2 protein-coding genes are annotated in these 2,530 nt (G+C 66.1%); one reads left to right on the top strand and one right to left on the bottom strand.

The window, feature by feature from the left end; all coding sequences use genetic code 11:
- Positions 1-368, top strand: a 368-nt coding sequence (locus I6U14_RS12075; protein ID WP_296899648.1) for an alpha/beta fold hydrolase, incomplete at its 5' end; no start/stop codon positions are given.
- Between the two features lie 54 nt (positions 369-422).
- On the opposite strand, the gene I6U14_RS12080 is transcribed toward I6U14_RS12075, so the two are convergent.
- Positions 423-2,387: a LuxR C-terminal-related transcriptional regulator gene (locus tag I6U14_RS12080; protein ID WP_296899649.1), complete on the bottom strand. Its 1,965-nt coding sequence runs from the start codon at positions 2,385-2,387 to the stop codon at positions 423-425.
- Between the last annotated feature and the right edge of the window lie 143 nt (positions 2,388-2,530).

Below are 2,530 nucleotides of genomic sequence, written 5' to 3' on the forward strand. Positions count from 1 at the left end.
TGCGCGATGTCGTCAGGGCTTCCTCCAGCCGGGCTCGCGCTTCCTGTTTCCGGCCTGAGATCCACCGCCATTTCATCCTGCCGCTCTCTCGGCCCGAAGAGAGAAAGGGTTGCTGGGTATTTCCCAGGCAGATTACGGCCGCCTCCGATTGGCTGGCCGATCTCTGGGCGGAGCGAGGCAGACTGAAGGGTAAGGTCAAACTGATCGCATGGGGGATGAAGGATATCGCTTTTCGGGAAAAGGAGCTCAATCAGTGGGCGAGGCATTTTCCGACCGCCAGGGTCGTCCGCTATTCTGATGCTGGGCACTTCCTCGCCGAAGAGAAAAGCGTCGAATTGATGGAGGAACTAAGCGGCCTGCAGGGATAACGGCTGGGCCACGTGTAACGCCCTATCGCCTCCCAAGCACAAACCCCGACCGTTCTACAGGAGGTTCAAATCCGTGGCGCGGGTGACGGCTTCGTGGCGGCTGTGGGCGTCTAGTTTGCCGTAGATGTGCTTGAGGTGGGTGCGCACGGTGTGGTAGCTGATGAAGAGCCGCTCGGCGATCTCGGCCGTGGTCAGCCCGGTGGGGAGCAGGCGGAGCACGTCCATCTCGCGATCGGTCAGCGGCTCAACGAGCTTAGACGCGGCGGGGGATGGTTCAAGCTCAGCGTCGAGCGCGGTCAGTACCGACTCGATGAAGGCGCGCTGCTCTGTGGAGAGGTCGGAAGCGATGATGCGCAGTAAAAGAGGCAGCACCCTCTCGCTTGCCTCGACGAAGGGGCGCACGAATCCGCCGCGCCGGCTCAGATCCAGGGCGCTTTCAAGCCTGGTCAGGGCCTGTGACCGCTGGCCCAGCGCCGCGTAAGCCTGCGCTTCCAGCACTAGAATTTCGACCAGACGCTGCGTCCAACCCGCCGCCTTGGCTTTCTCGCGCACCTGGGCCAGATCGTCCAGCGCGCCGCGTGCGTCATCCAGAAGCAGCCGGGCGTGCGCCACCACCTGGCTCTCCAGGAGGCGCATATCCGGCGACAGACGCTCCAGGGGCTGCCGTCCCGCTATCCAACGGCCCAATGCCTCGCGGTCGCCGCGAAGGATTCGACAGTGTGCTTCCATCAGATCGGCGAACCCGGCAGCCTCAGCATAGTCGAGATTGCGCGATGTCGTCAGGGCTTCCTCCAGCCGGGCTCGCGCTTCCTGTTTCCGGCCCTGGTGTTGAGCGATGCAGGCCAGCGCTCGGGCAGCCATCGCCTCCACGTACCTGGCGCCGATGCGCCGGGCGCGGTCGATGCCGACCTCCAGGTGCTGGCGGGCCTCGGACAGCTCCCAGCGGTCCCAATGGATCAGCCCCAGCCCCACGTGCGCCAGACCGTCCAAGGGCTGCGCCTCATGTTCCTCGGCCCACGCCAGGGTCTCCTGACAGCGCGCCTCAGCAGCGCGCCAGCGCCCGTGCAGCCGATCCAGGTTGCCCAGGTTCAGCAGGGCGGAGAAGGCGACGAAGAGATTCCCAGACCGTTTTCCTTCCTCCATAGCCTGCTCATATGCAGCAGCAGCGGCCTCCATCTCCCCCCGAGAGCTGCGGGCGTTCGCCAGGTAGAGCGCCAGCACGCTGCGCAGAACGCCATCCGCCTCCGGCAACTGCGCCAGGGCCTGCTCGGCGTACTCGATGGTAGTCGCCATATCGCCGCGAGGGTAGGCGCAGACGGTGCGGATGGTGGCGATCTCACCCCGCAGCTCCACGCGCTGCTCCGGTGTGAGGTCTGGGTGTGCCTCCGCCATTCGCTCAAGCTCCGCCAGGCAGTCCTCCGTCGCCTCCACCTCCATCCCGAGCGCACGGGTCCATGCGTGGGCCAGCATAAGGACCGGGTCGCTGCGGCGGCGTGACGCTGGCAGCGCCTCGACCCAGCGCTTGAGCGTGGCCACCTCGCCGCGCTGGAGCATAGCGGGGTAGGCCTCGCCGATCAACGTGGCCGCCAGGTCGTGATCCTCGGCCGCCAGCGCGTGACGGACGGCCTCGTCGGTCAGGCTACGCGCCGCGTACCACCCAGCGGCCCGGCGGTGGAGCGCGGGGAGCAGGTCAGGCTCCTCGACCGCCAGGCGGGCGCGAAGGAAGTCCTGGAACAGATGATGGTAGCGATACCAGCGACGCTCGTCGTCCAACGGAATCACGAAGAGGTTGCTCCGTTCCAGGGCCGTCAACGTCTCCTGCGTTGAGCTCTTGGGCTGCTTCAGCACAGCGTCACAGAGGGCCGGGCTCAGCCGATCCAGAATGGCCGTGCGGAGCAGGAAGGTCCGCAGCCGTGGCGGCTGCTGTTCCAGCACTTCCTCCACGAAATAGTCGAGGAGATAGCGGTGGCTGCCGCTGAAGGCGTCGATGAAGGCCGAGACGTCCTCGTGTCCCTCCATCGAGAGGGCCGCCAGCTGGAGGGAGGCGATCCATCACTCGGCGCGGGCGTACAGGGCAGCCAGGTCGCGGTCGCTGAGCGTCAAGTGGGGCGGTGTTTTCAGGAACTCGAGGGGCGCGGGGTTTGCATGGCAGGAACAGCACA

The sequence above is a fragment of the Thiohalocapsa sp. genome (assembly GCF_019695415.1).
Lineage (GTDB): Bacteria > Pseudomonadota > Gammaproteobacteria > Chromatiales > Chromatiaceae > Thiohalocapsa.